16 protein-coding genes are annotated in these 22289 nt (G+C 69.9%); 4 read left to right on the forward strand and 12 right to left on the reverse strand.

Features of this window, described 5'->3' with window-relative positions:
- Positions 1-106: 106 nt before the first annotated feature.
- From dnaK to FFT10_RS13500, 5 genes are all read right to left on the reverse strand, one after another.
- Positions 107-2050 (reverse strand): molecular chaperone DnaK, encoded by a 1944-nt coding sequence (gene dnaK / locus FFT10_RS13480; protein ID WP_137733352.1) that lies wholly within the window; start codon positions 2048-2050, stop codon positions 107-109.
- Between the two features lie 115 nt (positions 2051-2165).
- Positions 2166-2720: a nucleotide exchange factor GrpE gene (grpE, locus tag FFT10_RS13485; protein WP_137733353.1), complete on the reverse strand. Its 555-nt coding sequence runs from the start codon at positions 2718-2720 to the stop codon at positions 2166-2168.
- 138 nt (positions 2721-2858) lie between these two features.
- The gene (locus FFT10_RS13490; RefSeq protein ID WP_228027103.1) at positions 2859-3305 is read right to left on the reverse strand and encodes an RNA-binding S4 domain-containing protein; all 447 of its coding nucleotides are present in this window, start codon (positions 3303-3305) and stop codon (positions 2859-2861) included.
- Complete coding sequence (locus FFT10_RS13495; RefSeq protein WP_137733354.1) at positions 3302-4720, reverse strand: sensor histidine kinase; 1419 nt, start codon at positions 4718-4720, stop codon at positions 3302-3304. Before FFT10_RS13495 ends, FFT10_RS13490 begins: the two co-directional genes overlap by 4 nt.
- Positions 4721-4763: 43 nt before the next feature.
- The gene (locus FFT10_RS13500) at positions 4764-5444 is read right to left on the reverse strand and encodes a response regulator transcription factor (RefSeq protein WP_137733355.1); all 681 of its coding nucleotides are present in this window, start codon (positions 5442-5444) and stop codon (positions 4764-4766) included.
- A gap of 180 nt (positions 5445-5624) precedes the next feature.
- On the opposite strand from FFT10_RS13500, the gene FFT10_RS13505 reads away from it, so the two are divergent.
- From FFT10_RS13505 to FFT10_RS13520, 4 genes are all read left to right on the forward strand, one after another.
- Positions 5625-6587, forward strand: a complete 963-nt coding sequence (locus FFT10_RS13505; protein ID WP_137733356.1) for a Bug family tripartite tricarboxylate transporter substrate binding protein — start codon at positions 5625-5627, stop codon at positions 6585-6587.
- Positions 6587-7090: a tripartite tricarboxylate transporter TctB family protein gene (locus FFT10_RS13510; RefSeq protein ID WP_373282515.1), complete on the forward strand. Its 504-nt coding sequence runs from the start codon at positions 6587-6589 to the stop codon at positions 7088-7090. The genes FFT10_RS13505 and FFT10_RS13510 overlap by 1 nt, the downstream gene beginning before the upstream one ends.
- Positions 7090-8586 (forward strand): tripartite tricarboxylate transporter permease, encoded by a 1497-nt coding sequence (locus FFT10_RS13515; protein WP_137733357.1) that lies wholly within the window; start codon positions 7090-7092, stop codon positions 8584-8586. The genes FFT10_RS13510 and FFT10_RS13515 overlap by 1 nt, the downstream gene beginning before the upstream one ends.
- Positions 8587-8702: 116 nt before the next feature.
- Positions 8703-11525 (forward strand): beta strand repeat-containing protein, encoded by a 2823-nt coding sequence (locus tag FFT10_RS13520; RefSeq protein ID WP_137733358.1) that lies wholly within the window; start codon positions 8703-8705, stop codon positions 11523-11525.
- A 22-nt stretch (positions 11526-11547) separates the two neighbouring features.
- Here the strand turns inward: FFT10_RS13520 and hemH are convergent, their stop codons facing one another.
- The 7 genes from hemH to FFT10_RS13555 form a co-directional block, all read right to left on the reverse strand.
- Positions 11548-12630 (reverse strand): ferrochelatase, encoded by a 1083-nt coding sequence (hemH, locus tag FFT10_RS13525; RefSeq protein ID WP_137733359.1) that lies wholly within the window; start codon positions 12628-12630, stop codon positions 11548-11550.
- A gap of 89 nt (positions 12631-12719) precedes the next feature.
- Positions 12720-13664, reverse strand: coding sequence for an adenylate/guanylate cyclase domain-containing protein (locus FFT10_RS13530; RefSeq protein WP_137733360.1), 945 nt, complete (start codon positions 13662-13664; stop codon positions 12720-12722).
- 113 nt (positions 13665-13777) lie between these two features.
- Complete coding sequence (rpoD, locus tag FFT10_RS13535; protein ID WP_137733361.1) at positions 13778-16042, reverse strand: RNA polymerase sigma factor RpoD; 2265 nt, start codon at positions 16040-16042, stop codon at positions 13778-13780.
- 361 nt (positions 16043-16403) lie between these two features.
- Positions 16404-18269, reverse strand: a complete 1866-nt coding sequence (dnaG, locus tag FFT10_RS13540; RefSeq protein WP_137733362.1) for a DNA primase — start codon at positions 18267-18269, stop codon at positions 16404-16406.
- Between the two features lie 46 nt (positions 18270-18315).
- On the reverse strand, positions 18316-21363 hold the full coding sequence (locus FFT10_RS13545; protein WP_137733363.1) for a bifunctional diguanylate cyclase/phosphodiesterase: 3048 nt from the start codon (positions 21361-21363) through the stop codon (positions 18316-18318).
- A 244-nt stretch (positions 21364-21607) separates the two neighbouring features.
- Positions 21608-21970, reverse strand: a complete 363-nt coding sequence (locus tag FFT10_RS13550; protein WP_306446572.1) for an H-NS histone family protein — start codon at positions 21968-21970, stop codon at positions 21608-21610.
- A 32-nt stretch (positions 21971-22002) separates the two neighbouring features.
- On the reverse strand, positions 22003-22275 hold the full coding sequence (locus FFT10_RS13555; RefSeq protein WP_137733364.1) for an oxidative damage protection protein: 273 nt from the start codon (positions 22273-22275) through the stop codon (positions 22003-22005).
- Positions 22276-22289: the final 14 nt, after the last annotated feature.

Genomic DNA, 22289 nt, shown 5'->3' on the forward strand with positions numbered 1-22289 from the left:
GCACGTAGGAAACAAAACCGCCGCGTTGAACGGCAGAGGGCAGTCTGACGTTCGAACGCGGCGAGATATCACGGCAGGCCCAGGGCCTGTCCGGGATATCGGCAGATCACTTCTTGACTTCCTTGAACTCGGCGTCGACCACGTTGTCGTCGGCCGGCTTGGACGCGCCGGCGTCGGCCTTGGGCGCGTCGCCACCGGGCGCGGCGCCAGCAGCACCGGCCGCAGCGGCCTGCTCGGCATACACCTTCTCGCCCAGCTTCTGGCTGGCGGTCATCAGCGCCTCGGTCTTGGCGTCGATCGCGGCCTTGTCGTCGCCCTGGATGGCTTCTTCAGCCTCCTTCAGCGCGGCCTCGATCTTCTCCTTCTCGCCGGCGTCGAGCTTGTCGCCATGCTCGGAGAGGCTCTTCTTCACCGAGTGGACCATGCCGTCGGCCTGGTTGCGGGCCTGCACCAGTTCCACCTTCTTGGCGTCCTCGGCGGCGTTGGCCTCGGCGTCCTTCACCATCTTCTCGATCTCGGCCTCGGAGAGGCCCGAGTTCGCCTTGATGGTGATCTTGTTCTCCTTGCCGGTGGCCTTGTCCTTGGCGCCCACGTGCAGGATGCCGTTGGCGTCGATGTCGAAGGTCACCTCGATCTGCGGCAGGCCACGCGGGCTGGGCGGGATGCCTTCGAGGTTGAACTCGCCCAGGCTCTTGTTGCCCGAGGCCATCTCGCGCTCACCCTGGTAGACCTTGATCGTCACCGCCGGCTGGTTGTCGTCGGCCGTGCTGAACACCTGGCTGAACTTGGTCGGGATGGTGGTGTTCTTCTTGATCATCTTGGTCATCACGCCGCCGAGCGTCTCGATGCCCAGGCTCAGCGGGGTGACGTCGAGCAGCAGCACGTCCTTGCGCTCGCCGCCCAGCACCTGGCCCTGGATGGCGGCACCGACGGCCACGGCTTCGTCGGGGTTGACGTCCTTGCGCGGCTCCTTGCCGAAGAACTCCTTGACCTTCTCCTGCACCTTGGGCATGCGGGTCATGCCGCCGACCAGGATCACGTCGTCGATGTCCGACAGCTTCACGCCCGCGTCCTTCACCGCCACGCGGCAAGGCTCGATGGTGCGGCTGATCAGCTCGTCGACCAGGCTTTCCAGCTTGGCGCGGGTGAGCTTGATGTTCAGGTGCTTCGGGCCCGACGCATCGGCCGTGATGTAGGGCAGGTTGACGTCGGTCTGCGAGTTGCTGGACAGCTCGATCTTGGCCTTTTCGGCGGCTTCCTTCAGGCGCTGCAGGGCCAGCACGTCCTTGGTCAGGTCGACGCCCTGTTCCTTCTTGAACTCGGCCACGATGTAGTCGATCAGGCGCTGGTCGAAGTCTTCGCCACCCAGGAAGGTGTCGCCGTTGGTCGACAGCACCTCGAACTGCTTCTCGCCGTCGACATCGGCGATCTCGATGATCGAGATGTCGAAGGTGCCGCCGCCCAGGTCGAACACCGCGATCTTGCGGTCGCCCTTGCCGTGCTTGTCCAGGCCGAAGGCCAGGGCCGCGGCGGTGGGCTCGTTGATGATGCGCTTGACGTCCAGGCCGGCGATGCGGCCCGCATCCTTGGTGGCCTGGCGTTGCGAGTCATTGAAATACGCCGGCACCGTGATCACGGCCTCGGTCACTTCCTCGCCCAGGTAGTCCTCGGCGGTCTTCTTCATCTTGCGCAGCACTTCGGCCGACACCTGCGGGGGCGCCATCTTCTTGCCACGCACCTCGATCCAGGCGTCGCCGTTGTCGGCCGCGGCGATCTTGAAGGGCATCAGCTCGATGTCCTTCTGCACTTCCTTCTCGGTGAACTTGCGGCCGATCAGGCGCTTGGAGGCATACACCGTGTTGCGCGGGTTGGTGACGGCCTGGCGCTTGGCGCTGGCGCCGACGAGGACTTCACCGTCCTCCTGGTAGGCGATGATCGACGGCGTGGTGCGTGCACCCTCGCTGTTCTCGATCACCTTGGTGGTGTTGCCTTCCATGATGGCCACGCACGAATTCGTGGTGCCCAGGTCGATGCCGATGATCTTGCCCATGGTGTTGTGCTCCTGCGGAGTGAATCTGGATGGTCTGGAGGTGCGGCTGGCGCGGTGGCTTTCAAGCCCGGCCGGCCGTTGGTTTGTCTTGGATCAGCTGGCGGTCACGGGCCGGTCATTTCGGCGCGGCCACGGTGACCAGCGCCGGGCGCAGCACCCGGTCGTTGATCAGGTAGCCCTTCTGCAGCACGGCCACCACGGTGTTGGCGTCCTGGTCGGCCGGCACCATGCTGATGGCCTGGTGCTGGTGCGGGTCGAACTTGGTGGCCGGCGGCGGGGCGATGGGCACGACCTTGTTCTTCTCCAGCGCGGCGCTCAGCTGGCGCAGGGTGGCATGCACGCCTTCGAGCACCGTCTCCACCTTGGCCTCGGGCATGGCGATGGCCGCCTGCAGGCTGTCCATCACCGGCAGCAGGCTCTCGGCAAAGGCTTCCACCGCGTACTTGCGGGCCTTGCTGATCTCTTCTTCGGCGCGGCGGCGGGTGTTCTCGGCCTCGGCCTTGGCGCGCAGGAAGGCGTCGGACGCCTCGCTGGCCTTGGCCTGGGCCTCGGCCAGCTGCTGCTCCAGCGTGGGCGCGGCGGGCTCGGCGGGGGTGTCGGCAGCAGGGGGCAGGGTGGTGTCCTGGGGCGTGGCTGCGGCGGTCGCGGGGTCGTTCTCCGGCGTCGTCATGGCGGTCGCTTTGCGGTTTTTCTTGAAGGGGTTGAACACGGTCGCTTGGCATCTGGGGCCACGATCCCGCAGTTCAAGAGGGGTTTTTGCAGCAAATGGCGCCCACAACCGGCGCATTTGTGCAGCAGAGACGCCGATTCAGGCGTCGTCGATCGACGCGCTCCAGCGCTGCCAGCCTTGCTGGGTGCGGTCCAGGTCGCGCCGGTCGCGCTTGGTCGGCCGGCCCTGCACGATGGCCAGCGCCGGCTCGGCGGCCAGCCGGCGCGCCTCGGCCGCCTGGCTGCGGGCGGCGATGCTCTGCGCCGTCTCGGCATACAGCGCCTGGGCCACCGGCGCCGGGCCACGCAGGTTGCTCAGGGCCTGCACCACCACGGTGCGGGTCACCGGGCCCTGGCGGACCACCAGTGTGTCCTGCGGCCGCACATCGCGCGAGGGCTTGGCCACCTGGCCGTTGACCTGCACCCGGCCCTTGTCGATGTCGTCGACCGCCAGCGCCCGCGTCTTGTAGAAGCGGGCGGCCCACAGCCACTTGTCCAGCCGCATGGCGGCCAGCGCGGGTTTCTCGTCGGGGGTGGAACGGCTCATCCGGCGGGATTGTCGCCCGGCGGCATGCCGGCTGCTGCCAGCGGCAGCCGCACCACCGCATCCAGACCGGCGATGCCGCCGCTGGCCGCTGGCCGGTTGTCCAGCACCAGCGTGCCGCCGAGCTGCTGCACGATCTCGCGGCAGATGGCCAGGCCCAGGCCGGTGCTGCCCGGGCCGCCGCCGCCGACGAACGGCTGCATCAGCCGTGGCCGCAGGGCGTCGGCGATGCCGGGGCCGCTGTCGGCCACCGTCAGCACCGCCTCGGCGCCGTCGGCGGCCAGGCGCACCTGCAGGCCACCGCCGGCCGGGCTGTGCTTCAGCGCGTTGTGCAGCAGGTTGCGCACCAGCTCGCGCAGCGCCCACACATGGCCGCGCACCGGCGCGGGCTGGGTGTCGAGCTCGAAGTCCAGCCCGGCATCGGCGATCAGCGGTGCCAGGTCCAGCGCCACCTCGCGCACGGTGTCGGCCCAGTCGAGCACCGGCGCGTCGCCCTGCTGGCGCAACTGCTCCACCTTGGCCAGGGCCAGCATCTGGTTGGCCAGGCGGGTGGCGCCGTCCACGGTGTGGCCGATCTCGGCCAGCGCCTGCTGCGGCGGCAGATCGCCCCGCTGGGCCGATTGCACCTGCAGCTTCAGCACCGCCAGCGGCGTGCGCAGCTGGTGCGAGGCATCGCGCACGAAGCGCTGCTGGTGGGCCAGCAGCCGCGCCTGGCGCTGCAGCGCATGGTTGGTGGCGGCGATCAGCGGCGCCAGCTCACGCGGGGCCTGCGGCGCCTCGATGGGCGACAGGTCATCGGCTTCGCGGGCCTCGATGGCCTCGCTCAGCTGGCGCACCGGCCGCGTGGCCTGCTGCACCACCGCCCACACCACCACGGCGATCACCGCCAGCAGCGCGGCCTGGCGCCACAGCGTGTCCAGCAGCACCTGGCGGGCCAGGGTCTGGCGCAGCTCCAGCGTCTCGGCCACCTGGATGGTGGCCATGCCCTGGCCGATCTGGCCCGACACCGGCTGCAGCAGCACCGCCACCCGCACCGGCTGGCCCTGGTAGCGGTCGTCGTAGAAGTCCACCAGCGCGGCGTAGATGCCCTTGTCGGGCAGGCGGCCGCGCCAGGCCGGCAGGTCGTCGAAGCCCGAGACCATCTCGCCCTGGAAGCCGCTGACCTTGAAGAACATGCGGCTGCGGTTGTCGGCCTCGAAGGCCTCGAGCGCCGCGTAGGGCACGGTGGCCAGCAGCTGCGGCCGCGCCGGCGTGCCACCCACGTCCAGCAGCTCGCCGATGGCCTTGGCCGAGGCCAGCAGGGTGCGGTCGTACGCGGTGTTGGCCGCGCGCTGGGCCTGCTGGTACAAGCTGAAGGTGTTGAGGGCGACCAGCAGCCCCACCGGCAGCAGGATGCCGGCCAGCAGCCGGCTGCGCATGGACAGGCCGGCCAGGCGATGGACCAAGGGCCAGGTCGGCAATTCAGGCCTCGGCCTTGAGCAGGTACCCCAGACCGCGCAGCGTGACCAGCTTGGCCTGCGTGGCCGCCAGCTTCTTGCGCAGCCGGTAGGCCACCACCTCGATCGCGTCGGGCTGCACCTCGGCCTCGCCGGCGAACACCAGTTCGAACAGCCGCTCCTTGGCCACCGCCTGGCCGGGCCGGGCCAGCAGGGCACGCAGGAGCGCGCCCTCGCGCGGCGCCAGTTCCATCGGCTGGCCCTGGTGGTAGACGGCGCCCGATTCGCCGTCGACACGCAAGCCGCAGAAGACGGGCGCTTCGGACCGTGGGTCGGCGGCGCCGGCGCTGCCACGGCGGGCGAGCGCGCGCACCCGGGCTTCCAGCTCGTCCAGGTCGAAGGGCTTGGGCAGGTAGTCGTCGGCGCCGGTGTTCAGGCCCAGGATGCGGTCGCCCACGGTGCCGCGGGCGGTGAGGATGATCACCGGCGTGGCCAGGCCCTCGGCGCGGGCATCGGCCAGCACCTGCAGGCCGTCGCGGCCGGGCAGGCTCAGGTCCAGCAGCACCACGTCGGGCAGGGCGGCGCGCCAGCGGTCCAGCGCACGCAGGCCGTCACCGCAGGTGGTGACGCTGATGCCGCGCCGCTCGAAGCTGCGCTGCAGCGTGGCCTGCATGCTGGGGTTGTCTTCGATCAGCAGCAACTTCATGGCGGGAGTGTGGCGTGGCGGCTGCGGGTTTCCGCCCGGCCCCGTGTTTCCCCGGGGGTGGCGGACAGCCGTTCGACAGCCAGGGCCGCGATCATCCGCGAACTGCCGGACGACCGGCCAGTGCACCGTGCCCAACCCCGCCGCCCAGACGGCGGGCACCGCCAACCCAGGAGACCCCCGATGCGTCGCGACACCTTCCTCCGTTCCATGGCCGCGCTGGCGGCCGCCGGCGTGCTGCCGCAGGCCGCGCTGGCCAATGCCGCCAACCTCAAGATGATGATCCCGGCCAACCCGGGCGGCGGCTGGGACACCACCGGCCGCGCGCTGGGCAAGGCCCTGCAGGATGCCCAGGCCGCGGCCACCGTCAGCTACGACAACAAGGGCGGCGCGGCCGGCGCCATCGGCCTGGCGCAGTTCGCCAACGGCAGCAAGGGCGACGCCAATGCGCTGATGGTGATGGGCGCGGTGATGCTGGGCGGCATCATCACCGGCAAGCCGCCGGTGTCGCTGGACAAGGTGACGCCGATCGCCCGCCTGACCAGCGAGTACAACGTGTTCGTGCTGCCGGCCAGCTCGCCGCTGAAAACCATGGCCGACGTGGTCGAGCAGATGAAGAAGGACCCCGGCAGCGTGAAGTGGGGCGGCGGTTCGCGCGGGTCCACCGAGCACATCGCCGCGGCGATGATCGCGCGCGCCGTGGGCGTGGACCCGAGCAAGATCAACTACGTGGCCTTCCGGGGGGGCGGTGAGGCCACCGCCGCCATCCTGGGCGGCAACGTCACCATCGGCGGCAGCGGCTACAGCGAGTTCGCCGAGTACATCAAGACCGGCAAGATGCGCGCCATCGGCGTCACCTCCGACAAGCGCCTGGCCGGCATCGACGTGCCCACGCTGAAGGAGCAGGGCATCGACGTGGTGATCGGCAACTGGCGCGGCGTCTACGGTGCCCCCGGCATCACGCCCGAGCAGCGCAAGGCGCTGACCGAGATGATCGTCAAGGCCACCAAGAGCAAGGCCTGGGCCGAATCGCTGGAGAAGAACGGCTGGACGCCGGCGCTGATGACCGGCCCGGCCTTCGACAAGTTCGTCGACGATGAATTCGCCAGCCTGCGGGCGGTGATGGCCAAGAGCGGGATGCTCTGATGGCCGGGATGGTGTTGCGCCAGTCCGCAGTGGCGGGCGGCGTGGTCGCGCTCGGCCTGCTGCTGGTGGCTGGCGCCATCACCATCCCGTCGGCGGCCGGCTATGCCGGCGTCGGCCCCAACTTCCTGCCCTGGGTGGTGGCCATCGGCCTGCTGCTGTGCGGCGGCTTCCTGGCCTGGGAAGCGAACAGCGGCGGCTTCCGCCAGATGGACGACCTGGACGGTGCCGAGCATGGTCACTGGCCGGGCTTCGTCTGGGTCAGTGCGGGCATCCTGGCCAACGCGGCGCTGATCACCACCATCGGCTTCATCCTCAGCTGCGCGCTGTGCTTCGTGCTGGCGGTGCGCGGCTTCAAGTCGGCCGAGGGCCGGCTGGACATGAGCGTCCGCGCCTGGATCACCGATGCGCTGATCGGCATGGTCATCTCGGCGCCGGTGTTCTGGATGTTCACCCAGGCGCTGGCGATCAACCTGCCAGGGCTCACTCAAACCGGTTGGCTGTGATGGACGTCTGGAACAACCTCCTGCAGGGCTTCATCACCGCCGGCACGCCGATCAACCTGCTGTGGGCGCTCGTGGGCTGCACCATCGGCACGGCGGTGGGCGTGCTGCCGGGCATCGGCCCGGCCACTGCGGTGGCCATGCTGCTGCCGATCACGCTGAAGGTGGAGCCCACCGCCAGCATGATCTTCTTCGCCGGCATCTACTACGGTGCGATGTACGGCGGCAGCACCACCAGCATCCTGCTGAACACGCCTGGCGAGGCCGGGTCGATGGTGACGGCGCTGGAAGGCAACAAGATGGCCAAACACGGCCGCGCCGGTGCGGCACTCGCCACCGCGGCCATCGGCAGCTTCGTGGCCGGCACCATCGCCACGCTGGGCGTCACCTTCCTGGCGCCGCTGATCGCCACCCATGCGGTCAAGCTGGGCCCGCCGGAGTACTTCCTGCTGATGGTGCTGGCCTTCTGCACCGTCAGCGCCGTGCTGGGGCAGAGCACGCTGCGGGGCCTCACCGCGCTGGGCATCGGCCTGGCGATGGGCCTGGTGGGCATCGACCAGATCACCGGCCAGGCCCGCTACACCGGCGGCGTGCCCGAGCTGATGGACGGCCTGGAAGTGGTGCTGATCGCGGTGGGCCTGTTCGCCGTGGCCGAGGCGCTGTACGCGGTGCTCTACCAGGGCCGCGTGGTCGAGACCCAGAACAAGATGAGCAAGGTGCACATGACGGCCAGCGAGTGGCGCCGCTCGTGGCCGGCCTGGCTGCGCGCCACCTTCATCGGCTTTCCGTTCGGCACCATCCCGGCCGGCGGCAGCGAGATCCCCACCTTCCTGAGCTACGCCACCGAGAAGAAGCTGAGCCCGCACAAGAAGGAATTCGGCACCACCGGTGCCATCGAGGGCGTGGCCGGCCCCGAGGCGGCCAACAACGCGGCCATCACCGCCACGCTGATCCCGCTGCTGACGCTGGGCATCCCCACCAGCAACACCACCGCCATCCTGCTGGGCGCGTTCCAGAACTACGGCATCCAGCCAGGGCCGCAGCTGTTCGACACCAACGGCGCGCTGGTGTGGGCGCTGATCGCCAGCCTGTACATCGGCAACGTGATGCTGCTGATCCTGAACCTGCCGCTGGTGGGCCTGTGGGTGAAGCTCTTGAAGATCCCCAAGCCGCCGCTGTACGCCGGCATCCTGATCTTCGCCACCGTGGGCGTGTACGGCATGCGCCAGAGCGCCTTCGACCTCGTGCTGCTGTATGCCATTGGCCTGCTGGGCGTGGTGATGCGGCGCTACAGCTTCCCCACCGCGCCGGTGGTGGTGGGCATGATCCTGGGACCGCTGGCCGAGGCGCAGATGCGCAATGCGCTGAGCATCGGCGAGGGCAAGTGGAGCGTGTTCCTGGAGCGGCCGATGTCGCTGTTCCTGCTGCTGGTGGTGCTGGCAGTGCTGGTGCTGCCGCGGGCGCTGGCGGCGCTGAAGCGGCGGCGCGCAGCCGCCTGAAGCACCTGATCGCGGGGGTGGGACAACCCTGAGTTTGGCGCGCATCTCGTGAATATCACGGATGCATGGGGCGGTGGATTGACTAATGTGAAGTTCTTCACCAGCAGGAGAACCTCATGCAACGATCCGTGACCCGTCTCGCCATCCGCCTGACCGCGCTGTCGGCCGCCGTGGTGGCGGCGTTTGCAGCCCAGGCGGCGGTCACCGTCACCGGCAATGTCGGGACCAATCCAGCGTCCGTGCTCGGGCCTGGCGACACGGCATTGCCCGGCACCGTCGCGTGGGTGGGCACCGTCTCGGGCAGCAGCAGCACCGGCAGCCTGACCATCGACAACGGCTCGTTCCTGTCGCTGGCGCGCCTGTCGTTCGGGGCAGGCAGCGGCGTGGGCAATGGCACCGGCCTGATCACCGGCAGCGGCACGCAGGTGCAACTGCTGAGCGTCGGCAACTTCGGCCAGACCCAACGGCTGCTGGTCGGCGACTGGGGCAACGGCCAGCTCACCGTCAGCGCCGGTGCGCTGCTGTCCACCCGTGGCAACCAGGCGCCCTGCCTGCTGGCGTTCCATTACTGCGACACCTTTGTCGGCGCCGCCGCTGGTGACAACGCCACGCTGAACGTGACCGGCGCCGGCACCCAGGTGCTGATCGGCCAGAACCTTTACGTGGCCCAGCCCGGCCTGGCGATCCTGGGACTGGATGGCTACACCTACGGCACGCCGGGCGGCACCACCCGTGGCACGGTCAACGTGACCGGCGGTGCACTGCTCAGCACCGACCGCGCCACCATCGGCCCGCGTCACTGGAGCACCAATGCCACTGGCTTCGAGCGCAACATCGCCGAGGTCAATGTCAGCGGCGCCGGGTCGCGCTGGCTGGTGACAGGTGGCCAGGCGGTGCTGAACCACGCCACCGGCGCGGTGGGCGAGGGCCAGGCCGGCATCATCACCGCCAACGACAGCAACGCCTGGGCCACGATCCGGGTGAGTGACGGCGGTGTGATCGAGCTGAACGGGCCCAACGACACCATCAGTTACGTCAACCTCACCAATGGCGGCACGAGCCGCTCGGGCCTGGCCGGTGGCCGCACCGACATGGTCATCACCGGGGCCGGCTCGCAGCTGCTGTTCAGCAGCGAGGCGGGCGTTCTGAACCTCGCGCGGCAGCGCGGCACCGCCAACCTGCTGGTGACCGACGGCGGCTCTGTCGACGGTCTCTGGTACTCGGCGGTTGGCCGCGACGGCGCCACTGGCGTGCTGACCATCGACGGTGCCAGTTCCTGGGTGCGCCTGAACTCGCGGGCCAGCGCGGTGGCCAACCAGCCGTCGGGCACGTCACAGAACGCGGCGATGGACATCGGCCGCAACGGCACCGGCACGGTCAACGTACTCAACGGTGGCCGGCTGCTGGTCGAGGCGACCGAGTACCGGCAAGGCGGCAACAGCTTGCAGCTCGGCCGCGATGCCGCCTCGTCCGGCACCTTGAACATCCAGGGTGCGGGCTCCTTGGTGCAGCTGACCGGCATCTCCAACACCCCGGGCGGCGGTGCCACTGAAACCCGCAACCCGTTCGTCTCCATCGGCCGCGAGGGCAACGGCACGCTGAACATCGGCGCCGGCGGCAAGCTGTTGATGGAAGGCGGCGCCGTGTCGACGCCGGACCACCGGCGCTCCACGTCCCTCATCATCGGCGGCTACAACGACACAGAGATCGGTGGCAAGGGCATTGCCACGGTCACCGGCGCGGGCTCCGAAATCCGGCTGACCGGCGGGGACACCTTCGTCGGTGTCGCCATGGGGCCCCAGAGCAACGGCCAGTTGACGGTGTCCAACGGCGCCTCTGTCAGCGCCAACGGCATGCACGTCGGCCGCTCGGGTGGCGTCGGCGTGCTCAAGGTCGATGCGGCCACGCTGTCCTTCTCCGGCCAGCAGACAGGCGGGACGCAATCCGGTGCATTCTTCTCGATCGGCAATGGCGGTGGCATCGGTGTGGTGACGCTGTCCAACGCCAGCCAGGTGACGCTGTCGAACCTCGGCAGCTCGGGCGTGAGCATGTCCATCGGCGGATCCGGCAACTTCGCCAACGGCGAAGGCAGCGTGACGCTGACCGGTGGCTCGCGCATCGCACTGCAGAGCCAGCCGGGCTTGAACAGCCTGACAGTCGGCCGCGAAGGCAGCGGCTTCCTGCGCCTGCGCGGCGGCAGCAGCATCGACCAGGGCACGGGCGTGCTGCACATCGCCCGGAACAGCGGCAGCGACGGCACGGTGATCATGTCCGAGGGTTCCAGCATCACCGCGGGCTGGGTGGGCGTCGGCGCCCGAAGGACCGACACCGGCGACACCGACGGGGGTACCGGCACCTTCGTGCTGATCAACAGCACGCTCAATGCCGACCAGATCGTCATCGGCACCAACGGGTTCCTGGGTGGCACCGGCACCATCAACGGCACGGTCACCAACCGCGGCATCTTCGCGCCGGGCACCTCGCCGGGCCGGCTGGAGATCAACGGCGGCTTCATCGCGGAGAAGGACAGCCGGATGATCCTGGAGGTGGAGTCCGACGGCAAGGGCGGCTTCAAGACCGACCAGGTGATCTTCAATGCGGGTCAGCCGCTCGACCTGACGGGCCTGAACATCGAGTTCCGCTTCCTGGGTGACACCAATCCGGTCGAGTTCAACAACAGCGAGCTGTTCACCACCGACACCTTCTTCCAGGTGAAGGGCACTGATGGCAGCCTGGGCGTGCTGGACGCCACCTTCTTCAGCGACGTGGGCTTCAAGGCCAGCGCCGAGGACTACACCATCCAGGGCTTCAGCTTCAGCGCCGCAGCGGGCGCCAGCGACTTCACCGCCGCCCCGGTGCCCGAGCCGGGCACCACCGCCATGCTGCTGGCCGGCCTGGCCGGCCTGGGCTGGCTGGCCCGCCGCCGTCAGGTGGCTTGACGGCCGGCGCCGGGCTGCCTGATCAGTCGGCCGCGCCCATCGCCAGCGCCCGCTGGCGCTGGGCGTCGTCGGCCACCGGCGCGCCCAGCGGCCAGCCCTGCAGGTGCTGCAGGCTCAGGTCGGCCAGCGCGCCGATCCAGTCGGGCCGGTCGTTCAGGCAGTCGATGAAGTCGAAGCGCTCGCCGCCGGCATGCAGGAAGGCCTCCTTGGCTTCCATCGCGATCTCTTCCAGCGTTTCCAGGTTGTCCGACGCAAAGCCCGGGCAGATGGCGTCGATGCGCTTGATGCCCTGCTCGGCCAGTTGCTTGACGGTGGGCTCGGTGTAGGGCTCCAGCCACTTGGCGCGGCCCAGGCGGCTCTGGAAGGTGACGATGTAGCCGTCGCGGCCGATGCCCAGCGCCTCGGCCACCAGGCGGGCGGTCTTGTGGCATTCGCAGTGGTAGGGGTCGCCCAGCGTCAGGCTGCGCGCCGGCACGCCATGGAAGCTCATCACCAGGGTCTGGCCGCGGCCGTGCAGGGCCCAGTGCTCGCGCACGCTGGCGGCCAGCGCGCGGATGTAGCCGGCGTCGTCGTGGTAGCGGTTGACGAAGCGCAGCTCGGGCATGCGGCGCGACCGCTGCGCCCAGCCGGCCACCGCGTCGAAGGTGCTGGCGGTGGTGGCGGCGGCGTACTGCGGGTACAGCGGCAGCACCAGCACGCGGGTGGCGCCCTCGGCCTGCAGGCCGTCGAGCACGCTGGCGATCGACGGCGCGCCGTAGCGCATGGCGTGGCGCACCAGCACGGTGTGGCCGCGGCCGGCCAGCTCGGCCTGCAGCGCTTCTGCCTGGCGGGCCGACCAGTGCAGCAGCGGTGAGCCCTGCTCGGTCCAGATCGATGCGTACTTGGCCGCCGACTTGGCCGGCCGGGTGCGCAGGATCACGCCATTGAGGATCAGCCACCACAGCGGCCGCGGGATCTCGACCACCCGCGGATCCCAGAGGAATTCGGCCAGGTAGCGCCGCAGGGCGGCGGGTGTCGGGGCGTCAGGCGTGCCCAGGTTGACCAGCAGCACGGCGGTGCGCGGAGCACTGCCATGGCGGTACGGTGGTTCGGGCGCAAACGTCATGGGGGGCGATTGTCAGCGAAGCCGCTGCGAGGCCGGGGCGCGCGGGTCAAATGCCTGGCAGGCCTGCCGGGCCGTGGACACAGGCGCCGTCAGGGCCGGTGCGGGACGGTGTCGGTGAAGCTCAGCAACTCGAAGCGCACGCAGGGCGCCAGCGGGTCCAGCGGCGAGCCGCCCAGGCCGATCGAGCCGGCGCCGTGCAGGGTGCAGCTGCTGCGCCGCAGGGTCACCACCTCGTCGCCGCTGCCGAAGCGCACATAGGTGCCGTTGTAGCTGAGGTCGGTGAGCTGGAACACGCCGCCATGCCAGTCGACCCGTGCGTGCGAGCGCGAGACGCGGCTGTCGTCGACGCGGAAATGCGCCTGCGGGCTGCGGCCCAGCACCACCGGCATGCGGTCACCGTCGAACACCTCGTTGGCATTGAGCCAGATCAGGCGCACCGCCTCCGGCTCCAGCGTGTTGGTGACGAAGCCGAACTGCGTGGGCGGCATGTCGGCGCCACGGCGGCCGCCCAGCACATGCACCTGCACCGGCTCGGCGCGGCCGCGCAGGTGCATCCAGCCCAGCGAGCGGAAGCGCGGTTGCGCCTCGGCCGGCAGGCCGGCCAGCACCTCGGCGGTGATCAGGGTCTCGTTGTCGCTGGCATGGTCGATCAGCCGGGCCGAGACATTGACGGCATCGCCGAAGCAGTCGCCGCCCATCTCCACCACCTCGCCGCGGGCCAGGGCCACCTGCAGGCGCAGCCCGCGCAGGCCGGGCGATGCGCCGCGCTCGCGGCCGCGGCTGACCAGGGCGTCGAGTTCCTCGTGCATCTGCTGGGCCGACTGCAAGCCGTCGGCCGGGCTGGGGAACACCGCCATCAGGCCGTCGCCCAGGGTCTTGATCAGCGTGCCGCTGCAGGCCGGCACCGCCCGGCCCAGGGCCGCCACCGTGTGCGTGACCACCGAGGTGGCCTCGGCATTGCCCAGCGTCTCATAGAGAGCGGTGGAGCCCCGGAGGTCGGCGAAGAGCACGGTGCGCTCGGCGATGCGCGTCATGCCAGGCAGTTTAATCGTGAAATCCTTGGGGCCCTGGTGGCGCAGCAGCCATCAGCGGGGCATGAAAAAGGCCTCCCGAAGGAGGCCTTGACATCGTCAGAGACGAATCCGGATCACAGGTTGTCCAGGTATGTGCGCAGCTTGTCCGAGCGGCTCGGGTGCTTGAGCTTGCGGATGGCCTTGGCCTCGATCTGGCGGATGCGCTCGCGGGTCACGTCGAACTGCTTGCCCACTTCTTCCAGCGTGTGGTCGGTCGACATCTCGATGCCGAAGCGCATGCGCAGCACCTTGGCCTCGCGCGGGGTCAGGCTGTCGAGGATGTCCTTCACCACGTCACGCAGGCCGGCCTGCATCGCGGCCTCGATCGGCGCGGTGTTGTTGGTGTCCTCGATGAAGTCGCCCAGGTGGCTGTCGTCGTCGTCGCCGATCGGCGTCTCCATGGAGATCGGCTCCTTGGCGATCTTCATGATCTTGCGGATCTTGTCCTCGGGGATCTCCATCTTCTCGGCCAGGGTCGGGGCGTCGGGCTCGAAGCCGAACTCCTGCAGATGCTGCCGGCTGATGCGGTTCATCTTGTTGATCGTCTCGATCATGTGCACCGGGATGCGGATGGTGCGCGCCTGGTCGGCGATCGAGCGGGTGATGGCCTGGCGGATCCACCAGGTGGCGTAGGTCGAGAACTTGTAGCCGCGGCGGTATTCGAACTTGTCCACCGCCTTCATCAGGCCGATGTTGCCTTCCTGGATCAGATCGAGGAACTGCAGGCCGCGGTTGGTGTACTTCTTGGCGATCGAGATCACCAGCCGCAGGTTGGCCTCGATCATCTCCTTCTTGGCATCCCGGCTCGACTTCTCGCCCGCATTCATCTTGCGGTTGATCTCCTTCAGGTCGTCCAGCGGCACCACTGCATGGTTCTGCAGGTCGATCAGCTTCTGCTGCAGTTCCTGGATGGCCGGCAGGTTGCGGCCCATGATGGCGCTGAAGGGCTTGCCGGCGGCCACTTCCTTCTCGGCCCACTGCAGGTTCAGGATGTTGGGCGGGAAGGTCTTGATGAAGTGGTCTTGCGGCATGCCGCAGCGGTCGACCACGATCTTGCGGATCTCGCGTTCGAAGCGGCGGATGTCATCGACCTGCGAGCGCAGCACGTCGCACAGCCGCTCGATGGTCTTGACGGTGAACCGGATGGTCATCAGGTCGCCGGTCAGCTGCTCCTGGCACTTGCGGTAGGCCGGCGAGTTGTAGCCGTCCTTCTCATAGGCCTTGCGCATCTTGTCGAAGTGGGTGCGTACCAGGGTGAAGCGCTCCAGCGCCTGGCTCTTCAGTTCTTCGAGCTTCTTGGTCAGCGCCTTGCTGCCGCCGTTGCCGTCGTCGTCGTCTTCCTCGTCGAATTCGTCGAAGTCTTCCTCGGCCACGTAGTCGTCGGCCTCGTCATCGGAGACGAAGCCGTCGACCACTTCGGAGATCTGCATCTTGCCTTCGCCGATGCGGTCGGCCATCGACAGGATCTCGGCGATGGTCTTGGGCGAGGCGGAGATCGCCTGCATCATCGACTGCAGGCCGCCTTCGATGCGCTTGGCGATCTCGATCTCGCCCTCGCGGGTGAGCAGCTCGACCGATCCCATCTCGCGCATGTACATGCGCACCGGGTCGGTGGTGCGGCCGAATTCGCTGTCGACGGTGGACAGCGCGGCCTCGGCGGCTTCCTCGGCTTCTTCTTCCGTCGCGGTGGTGGTGCTGCCACCGGCGATCAGCAGGGTGGCGGCGTCGGGCGCCTGCTCGTACACCGCGATGCCCATGTCGTTGAGCATCGAGACGATGGCTTCCAGGATCTCGTTGTCCACCAGCTTCTCGGGCAGGTGGTCGTTGATCTCCTGGTGCGTGAGGAAGCCACGCGTCTTGCCCATCTTGATGAGGGTCTTCAGCTCCAGGCGGCGCTTGGCGACTTCTTCCTCGGTCAGCGTGGTCTCGTCCAGGCCGAACTCGCGCATCAGCGCGCGCTCCTTGGCACGGCTGACCTTCATGCGCAGCGGCTTGGCCTTGGCCTCGACCTCGACCGTGCCTTCGTCGGCCACCGCTTCGACCTCGGCCTCGGGCTCGATGAAGTCGGCCTCGATGTCGCCCAGATCGTCGTCCTCGGTCTTCTTGGGCTCGGCCTTGGCCTTGCCCTTGGCCGCGGGCTTCTCGGCCTTGGCATCGGCCTTGGCCGGCTTGGCGCTGGCTTTGGCGGGCTTGGCCTCGACGACGGCCGCCTTGCCGGCCGGCTTGGCCGCCTCCGCCACCGGCTTGGCAGCGGCCTTGGGCGCAGGCTTCGCGGCGGCGGTCTTGGCCTTGGGGTCGGTGGCCTTGTCGGCGGTGGCGTCGGTCTTCTTGGCGGTCATGCGGGTCCTATCGCGGGTGATCGGCGGGGATTCGGTGTGGCAGCAGGGGCGTTCGGCCAGCCGGGCCAGCCATGCGATGCCGTTGACCGGCACACGTGAACAGGCACCGCGCGGGCATGCGCAGCGTGTTCCCGGGCGCCCGGTCAGACGGGAGGCGGGTGGTCCAGGCTTGGTCGGGCAAGCTGGCGTGGACGTTGTTGAAGCGCAGCCCTTGCGGGGGGTGTTGGCCTTAGCGCGTTTGCGGACCCGTGTCAGGGGTGGCCAGGACCGGAGGTGCTGCTGTCACTCTTGCCGATGCAACCAATCCAACATTATCGGCCAATTTCCGCCGGCGCGTCAAAGTCGACGTCGACGCGCCCGCTCAGGCCGCCGCGCCGGCCAGCTTCAGCGCCGCCTGCCGGGCGTAGAGCGCGCGGATGTGGCGCTGGTCGTCTTCCGACAGTTCGCCTGACTGGATCAGCAGGTTGAGCTGGTCGGACAGTTCGGTGAACTCGATCTGGCCCAGCACCGTGCCCAGGTCGGCCGTCGGTGGATCGGGGTCCAGCGCATGGTCGGCGCGGATGCGGGCCAGCAGCGGCGCGATGGCCTCGGCCTCGGGCAGGGCGGCGAGGTCGGTCAGCAGGGCGTCGAGCGTCATCGCGCCGTGGTCCTGCAGCAGGCGCTCGACACCGCTGAAGAACAGGCCGTGCGGCGCCGGCTGGTCGCACAGCAGCGCATGGCTGGCATCGGGCAGCTGGGCCCACAGCTCGCTGTGGCGGGCCACCAGCCAGGCCGCGCGGTCCAGCCGGGTGGCGGTCTGCGGATTGCGGCGGCCGGATGCCTGCGGCGCGCGCGGCGGCTGGCGCCGCGGTGCGCTGCCGTCGCTGGCCGGTTCGGCGGCAGCGGCCGCAGCCGGTGCCTGCCGCCGGCCGCCGCTGCGCCGGGCCCAGTGCGCCTGCAGCACCTCGGCGGCCATGCCGCCTTGCTGGGCCAAAGTCTGCACCACCTGCTCGCGCAGCAGGCCCTCTGGCAGCAGGGCCACCAGCGGGCCGGCCTGGGCCAGCATCTTCGAGCGTCCCTCGGCCGTGGCCAGGTCGCACTCGGCGCCGGCATGGGCGATCAGCTGGGCCGACAGCGGCACGGCCTGGGCCACGGCGGCATCGAAGGCCTCGGGGCCCAGCTCGCGGATGTAGGAATCGGGATCATGCTCGGCCGGCAGGAACAGGAAGCGCACGCTGCGGGTGTCGGTGGCATGCGGCAGGGCGGCTTCCAGCGCCCGGCCGGCGGCGCGGCGGCCGGCGGCGTCGCCGTCGAAGCTGAACACCACGGTGTCGGTGAAGCGGAACAGCTTGCTGACGTGCTCGTCGGTGCAGGCCGTGCCCAGCGTGGCCACCGCATTGGGGAAGCCCCACTGCGCCAGCGCCACCACGTCCATGTAGCCCTCCACCACCAGCGCATAGCCCTTGGCGCGCAGGCCCTGGCGGGCCTCGTACAGGCCGTACAGCTCCTGGCCCTTGTGGAAGACCGGCGTCTCGGGCGAATTGAGGTACTTCGGCTCGCCGACATCCAGCACCCGGCCGCCGAAGCCGATGACCTCGCCCCGCACCGAGCGGATCGGGAACATGATGCGGTCGCGGAAGCGGTCGTAGCGCTTTTCCTCGCCGCCGCCGTCGGCCTCGCCGCCGCTGGTGATGACCAGGCCGCTCTCGGTGAGCAGCGGGTCGGCGTAGTCCGGGAACACGCCGGCCAGGGTGCGCCAGCCCTCGGGCGCATAGCCCAGGCCGAAGCGGGCGGCGATCTGGCCGGTCAGGCCGCGCTTCTTCAGGTAGGCCACCGCCCGCGGGCTGGCCTTGAGTGCACCTTTGTAGTGGTCGGCGGCCTTGGCCAGCACATCGCTCAAGGTGGCGCGCTGGGCGCGCTCGGCCTCGGCACGGGCGCGGTCCTCGGGCGTGGCGGTGCTCTCCGGCACGGCCAGGCCCACCTGCTGGGCCAGGTCGCGCACTGCGTCCATGAAGCCCATGCCGTGGTGCTCGGTCAGGAAGCGGATGGCATCGCCGTGGGCGCCGCAGCCGAAGCAGTGGTAGGTCTGCCGCGACGGGCTGACGATGAAGCTGGGCGATTTCTCGCCATGGAATGGGCACAGGCCCTTGTGGTTGATGCCCGCCTTCTTCAGCTCGACATGGCGGCCCACCACCTCGACGATGTCGACGCGGGACAGCAGGTCCTGGATGAAGCCGGTGGGGAGCATCGGCCGAGTCTAGCGAGTCGGGCCCGCCGGGGCCGGCTGGGGTGGCTCAGTCGCCCGCCAGGCCGCGGGGCGGCGGCAGGTCGTCGACCACCTGGCCGCCGCCCTCGGGGTTGGCCAGGCTGGCGGCGGGCGCGGTGGTCAGCGCGAACAGGCCCTTCCAGTTGCGCACCCAGGGCAGCACCGCCTCGGCAGGCATCGGCGGGGCGATGCCCATGCCCTGGCCAATCTCGCAGCCCATGTCCAGCAGCACGCGGGCCTGGGCGGCGGTCTCCACGCCCTCGGCCACCACCAGGCAGTCGAAGGTGCGCGACAGGTTGATCACGTTCTCGACGATGGCCAGGTCCTGCGGGTCGCCCAGCATGTTGTGCACGAAGCTGCGGTCGATCTTGAGCACCTGCACCGGCAGCCGCTTCAGGTAGTTGAGGGTGGAATAGCCGGTGCCGAAGTCGTCCAGCGCCCAGCGCACACCCAGGCGGGCGCAGCGCTCCAGCACCGCGCTGGTGAAGCCGATGTCGGTGAAGGCGGCGGTCTCCAGCACTTCCAGCTCCAGCCGCGGGCCCAGCGGCCGGGCATGGCGGGCCAGCAGCTCGCCCAGGCGCTGGGCGAAGTCGGGCTCCTGCAGGTGGCGGGCGGTGATGTTGACGCTGAGCGACAGGTCCAGCCCGGCGTCCTGCCAGGCCTCCAGCTGGTCGAGTGCGCGGGCCAGCACATGGTCGCCCACCCGGGCCGACAGGCCGGTGTGCTCGATCAGCGGCAGGAAGTGCGCCGGCGGCACGATGCCCTTGTCGGGGTGGTTCCAGCGCAGCAGGGCCTCGAAGCCCAGCACCGCGCCGCGCCGCAGGTCGACCTTGGGCTGGTAGTACAGCACCAGCTCATGGCGGTCCAGCGCATCCTGCACCCTGCCGATGGCGCTCACCCGTTCCTCGGTGCGGCGGCTGTGCTCGGGGTCGAAGAACAGGAAGCCATTGCGCCCGCTCTGCTTGACGCCATACATCGCATGGTCGGCATGGCGCAGCAGGGTGTCGGCATCGCTGGCGTCCAGCGGGTAGACGGTGGCGCCGACGCTGGCGGTCACCGTCTCCGGCGCGACCCCGGGGCCCACCACCACCGGCTGGGCCACCACACGCAGCACCCGTTCCACCGCAGAGCGGGCCTCGTCCACCGTGCCGGCGCGCAGCAGCAGCACGAACTCGTCGCCGCCCAGCCGCGCGGCCGCGTCGGACCAGACCGTGCCACGCACGCGCAGCGCGCTGCGCAGGCGGTTGGCCAGTTCGGCCAGGAACAGGTCACCGGCGGCATGGCCGTGGCGCTCGTTGACGGTCTTGAAGTGGTCCAGATCGAGGTAGCACACCGCCAGCAGGTAGCCGTCGCGGTCGGTGGCGGCCATGGCTTCGGCCAACAGCTGGCTGAGCCGCGCCCGGTTGGGCAGGCGGGTCAGCTCGTCGAAGTAGGTCTGGCGTTCCAGCTGCTCGCGCTGCAGGCGCTGCTCGGTCACGTCGCTGACCACGAGCACGTGGTACCGCAGCGCGCCGTCGGGCCCGTGCACCGTGCTGACGGTGATGTGCAGCGCGCACGGGTCACCGTTGCGGCGGCGTTCCACCACCTCGCCCACCCAGTTGCCCTGGCTGCGCAGCGCGGCAAACAGGCTGGCCTGCTGCGGCCGCTGGGTGCCGTCGGCCAGGCCCGGGCGCAGCAGCGACGGCACGCTGCCCAGCAGCTCGTCGCGCGGGATGCCGACGATGCGGCAGTAGGTGGGGTTGGCGTCCAGCACCCGCAGGTCGGCATCGGTGACCACCAGGCCTTCGTGCAGGTGCATGAATACGCTGGACGACAGCTGCTGGCGGTCGGCGGCGTCGTGCCGCTCGCCCACGTCGGCCAGCGAGGCCACCACCCGCAGCGGCTTGCCGTCGTCGTCGCGCTCGGCCACGCTCAGGTGCAGGTCGAACCAGTGCCAGCCGGTGCCGCGGCGCAGCCGCAGCTCGCGCTGCAGGCCGGGGCTGGCGGGCGCGGTTTGCGGTGCCAGCGCGGCGTCCAGCGCCGGGCGGTCGTCGGCATGCACCTGGTCCAGCCAGTGCGCCAGGCTGCGGCCCTGGGCGCCGTGGGGATCGTCCATCAGGGCACGCCAGCAGGCCGAGGTGAAGCTCTCGCCGGTGCGCAGGTTCCAGTCGGCCACGCCCAGGTCGGAGCCGGCCAGTGCCAGCTGCCAGCGCTCGTCCAGCCGCACCAGCTCGCCAGTCAGGGCATGGGCCACCAGCATCAGCACGGCCATGGCGCCCGAGGTGGCCCACAGCAGCAGCTGGCCGTTGCCTGGCTGCAGCTGGTCGAGCTGGGCGAACGGACCCAGGCCGGCGGCGGTGGCCGCCACCAGCGCCATCGACATGACCAGCACCGCGGCCGACGCGGTGGCCAGACCGGCCCGCATGGCCACGGCGCTCAGGGCCACCGGCGTGCCCAGCAACAGGGCGAGTGCACCGAGTCCCAGCCAGGGTGTGGTCACCAGGCTGGCGGCCACCAGCGCTGCTGCCGCCGCCAGCAGCCCCAGGCTGAGATGGCGGCGCTGCGCCGCCAGCGCACTGGCCAGACTGCGGCGGCCGAGGGTGAGCAGCGGCACACCGGCCACCAGCAGGCCCAGGGTGTCGCCGGCCCACCATTGCAGCACCGTCAACGGCCAGGCCGGCGGCGCGATGCGGCCGGTGGCGGCCAGCCAGCTGGCGCCGTTCAGTGCGGTGAAGGCGGTGGCGCCCAGGCCACCGGCGCCCAGCAGCAGCCAGAGGTCACGCCGTCGGGTGAGCTGCGGGTTGAAGCCGGCGCGCAGCAGCCAGCGGGAGGCCAGCCAGGGCCCGGCGGCGTTGCCCAGCGCAATGCCCAGCGCCAACCCCGGCGACGCGCCCACCGACAGCTGCAGCGCCGCCGCGCCGACGAACAGCGCGGGAACATAACCCGGCCCCCAGCGCACCAGCACCGCCAGCGCGCCGCCCAGGGCCGGCCAGAACACGCTGACGAAGGGCGAGGGGCTCTCCAGCGCCAGGCCCAGGCGGCCGGCCGCAAGGTAGGTGCCGGCCACCAGCAGCGACCGCCACCACCAGCGCGTCATGCCGGTCGGCGGCCGCAGCAGGCGGGCGGCAGTGCAGGGGTGGCTGGATGCATGGTGGCGGTGGCGGCTGTCCGGCGGGCGCCGGTGAATGGCCCGCAGAGGCGGGCACCGATGCTAGCGGCTGCGCGCGCATCCGGGGCCGCCGGTGTGGGTGGTCATGCCGCGGTGGCGGCCGGCGCGCGCTGCAAAGACGACAAAGCCCGGCCGGGGCCGGGCTTGCAGGCCGGGTTGCCCCGACGCGGGATCAGATCGTGAAATCCTCGATCTTGGCGCCGGCAGCCAGAGCGGCCTTCAGCCACTTGGGTTGCAGGCCACGGCCGGTCCAGGATTCGCCGGTGGCGGCGTTGCGGTACTTGGCGGCCACCTTGCTGGCCGGTTTGGCCGCACTGGCAGCACGCACCACCGGCGCCTTGCCGGCAATATCGGCAGCCGTCAGGCCAAACTCGGCCATCATGGCGCGCACCTTGTTGATGGCGGTGGCGCGTTCTTCGCGCTGCACATCGGCGATCTTCTTTTCGATTTCAGCGCGCTGCGCCAACAGGTCTTGCAGAGAGGACATATTCGGCTCCGGTGGATGAGACAACGGAGCGAGTATATCGAAAATCATCTCTGCAGTGCCTGCGGTTTTGGCGTCAGGCTTCAGGCGGCCGGCGGCACATAACCGGTGGGCTGGTCGGCGCCCTCGCCGAAGAAGAATCGCTCCATCTGCCGCGCCAGGTATTGCCGGGCGCGCTGGTCGGCCAGATTCAGCCGATTCTCGTTCACCAGCATGGTCTGGTGCTTGAGCCACAGGCCCCAGGCTTCCTTGCTGACGTTGGCGTAAATGCGCTTGCCCAGTTCACCGGGATAGGGTGCGAAGTCGAGGCCGTCGGCCTCTTTCTTCAGATGGACACATTGGACGGTGCGGGCCATGGGGCTCTCCTGTG

Origin of the sequence: Pseudaquabacterium pictum (genome assembly GCF_005403045.1) — a bacterium.
GTDB classification, from domain to species: domain Bacteria; phylum Pseudomonadota; class Gammaproteobacteria; order Burkholderiales; family Burkholderiaceae_C; genus Pseudaquabacterium; species Pseudaquabacterium pictum.

Excerpts from the sequence above, each read along its gene's own strand:
- FFT10_RS13510 (WP_373282515.1), top strand. The coding sequence starts at position 6,587 with ATGGCCGGGATGGTGTTGCGCCAGTCCGCAGTGGCGGGCGGCGTGGTC.
- dnaG (WP_137733362.1), bottom strand. The coding sequence starts at position 18,269 with ATGCTCCCCACCGGCTTCATCCAGGACCTGCTGTCCCGCGTCGACATC.
- FFT10_RS13490 (WP_228027103.1), bottom strand. The coding sequence starts at position 3,305 with ATGAGCCGTTCCACCCCCGACGAGAAACCCGCGCTGGCCGCCATGCGG.
- FFT10_RS13505 (WP_137733356.1), top strand. The coding sequence starts at position 5,625 with ATGCGTCGCGACACCTTCCTCCGTTCCATGGCCGCGCTGGCGGCCGCC.
- FFT10_RS13550 (WP_306446572.1), bottom strand. The coding sequence starts at position 21,970 with ATGATTTTCGATATACTCGCTCCGTTGTCTCATCCACCGGAGCCGAAT.
- FFT10_RS13555 (WP_137733364.1), bottom strand. The coding sequence starts at position 22,275 with ATGGCCCGCACCGTCCAATGTGTCCATCTGAAGAAAGAGGCCGACGGC.
- FFT10_RS13515 (WP_137733357.1), top strand. The coding sequence starts at position 7,090 with ATGGACGTCTGGAACAACCTCCTGCAGGGCTTCATCACCGCCGGCACG.
- FFT10_RS13500 (WP_137733355.1), bottom strand. The coding sequence starts at position 5,444 with ATGAAGTTGCTGCTGATCGAAGACAACCCCAGCATGCAGGCCACGCTG.
- FFT10_RS13530 (WP_137733360.1), bottom strand. The coding sequence starts at position 13,664 with ATGACGCGCATCGCCGAGCGCACCGTGCTCTTCGCCGACCTCCGGGGC.
- rpoD (WP_137733361.1), bottom strand. The coding sequence starts at position 16,042 with ATGACCGCCAAGAAGACCGACGCCACCGCCGACAAGGCCACCGACCCC.
- hemH (WP_137733359.1), bottom strand. The coding sequence starts at position 12,630 with ATGACGTTTGCGCCCGAACCACCGTACCGCCATGGCAGTGCTCCGCGC.
- FFT10_RS13495 (WP_137733354.1), bottom strand. The coding sequence starts at position 4,720 with ATGCGCAGCCGGCTGCTGGCCGGCATCCTGCTGCCGGTGGGGCTGCTG.
- grpE (WP_137733353.1), bottom strand. The coding sequence starts at position 2,720 with ATGACGACGCCGGAGAACGACCCCGCGACCGCCGCAGCCACGCCCCAG.
- dnaK (WP_137733352.1), bottom strand. The coding sequence starts at position 2,050 with ATGGGCAAGATCATCGGCATCGACCTGGGCACCACGAATTCGTGCGTG.
- FFT10_RS13520 (WP_137733358.1), top strand. The coding sequence starts at position 8,703 with ATGCAACGATCCGTGACCCGTCTCGCCATCCGCCTGACCGCGCTGTCG.
- FFT10_RS13545 (WP_137733363.1), bottom strand. The coding sequence starts at position 21,363 with ATGACGCGCTGGTGGTGGCGGTCGCTGCTGGTGGCCGGCACCTACCTT.